Origin of the sequence: Mesorhizobium sp. M4A.F.Ca.ET.020.02.1.1, from assembly GCF_004022645.1 — a bacterium.
Classification (GTDB): Bacteria; Pseudomonadota; Alphaproteobacteria; order Rhizobiales; family Rhizobiaceae; genus Mesorhizobium.
In genome coordinates this window covers 1-1,315 of the sequence record NZ_RZOI01001108.1, presented here as the reverse complement: position 1 = coordinate 1,315, position 1,315 = coordinate 1, and the positions used below count along the sequence as shown (strand labels likewise).

Sequence of the window (1,315 nt, the reverse complement as noted above, 5' to 3'; positions counted from 1 at the left end):
CGCGTCAGCGGCGGCCTCTTCTCGTCGCCGACGAGCTGGTAGAGGAAATAGAAAAGGTTGAGCGCGCCGGCGGCGAAGCTTGGCCGTGTCTCGTCGGGCAGTGAGGCGATCCGCTCCTCCAGCGCAACGATGAATTGGGCCGCGCGGGCGACCGTGTCGAACGAAACGTTCTCGCCGATGGCGCGCAGGTCCTGCGTCGCCTGCGCCAGGCCCTCGCCCTCGAGATTCTCGGCCACGATCCTGAGATGCGTGCGGCGCATCTCCTCGCAATGCCGGCTGGTCACGCTGCCCGGATGGATGCGGTAGACAAGCAGGTTCTCCGGCATCATCGCCGCCGGGTAGCGGGCGGCGAGGCGCCGGAAGAGGTCGAAATCCTCGGCATGCCTGTATTGCGGATCGTAGTGCAGGCTGTCGTCGCCGATGACCTGGCGATTGTAGACCACGGTGGGGTGCATGAAGATGGTGAAGAACTGCGACAGGATCGGGATGCGGCCGACCTTGAACACCGGATCGAGCGAGCCGCTCTTGATGCGGCCGTGCTGCAGCATGTCTATGCCGGCGCCGCAGAAGCCGAGCTCCGGCCGTTCGGCAAACAGTGCCACCTGGCGCGACAGGCGCCACGGATAGGCGAAGTCGTCGGCGTCCATACGGGCGACCAGTTCGCCCCGGGCGAGCTGCAGCCCTTCATTCAGCGTGGCGACGAGGCCGCGGTTTTCGCGCGAGAAGAGCCTGACGCGGCTGTCGGCCTTGCGGTGGCGCTCGAGGATTTCCAGCGAGTTGTCGCTCGACCCGTCATCGATCGCGATCACCTCGAGGCGATCGTAGTCCTGGCGCAGGATCGAGCCGATCGCGGCGGCGATATAGGGCCCGGCATTGTAGACGGGCAAAAGCACGGAAACGAGCGGCGCGGCGGTCATCGGCGTGCCTCCGTGCGCGACAGGTCGAGCCCTGCCGCGCGATGATCGGGCGACACGCCGGGAAAGGTCAACCGGCCAGTGTCGCCCGCGCTGCGCGGGTGAGCGCGGCGCGCGACGTAGGGAAAGTGACGCTTGAAGCCGTTGAGCGGTTTTTCGAAAACCGTCCAGGAAACTGCGGCGACAATGATGGTGGCCGCGCCCGCGACCAGGAAACGGCCCGGCCCCTGTTCGGAGACGTTGAGCGGAATCCAGGGCTGCGCCTTGACGGCATAGGCCAGCAGGATCGGGTGGTAGAGATAGACGCCGTAGCTGATGCGGCCAAGGGCAAGCGCGGGTGGCAATTCCGCGAGCTTGCCGATGAAGCCGCCGACGCCTCGCGAGAAGGCCGTGACCAGAAC

Annotated in this window: 1 protein-coding gene and 1 pseudogene; both read right to left on the bottom strand. The window is 66.5% G+C overall.

Annotation, left to right across the window (positions count from 1 at the left end):
• A partial coding sequence (locus tag EN742_RS35235) for a glycosyltransferase (protein WP_128333900.1) occupies positions 1-917 on the bottom strand: 917 nt, incomplete at its 3' end.
• A pseudogene (locus tag EN742_RS35230) lies at positions 914-1,315 on the bottom strand (acyltransferase); the annotation flags it as partial. The pseudogene EN742_RS35230 and the gene EN742_RS35235, both read right to left, overlap by 4 nt.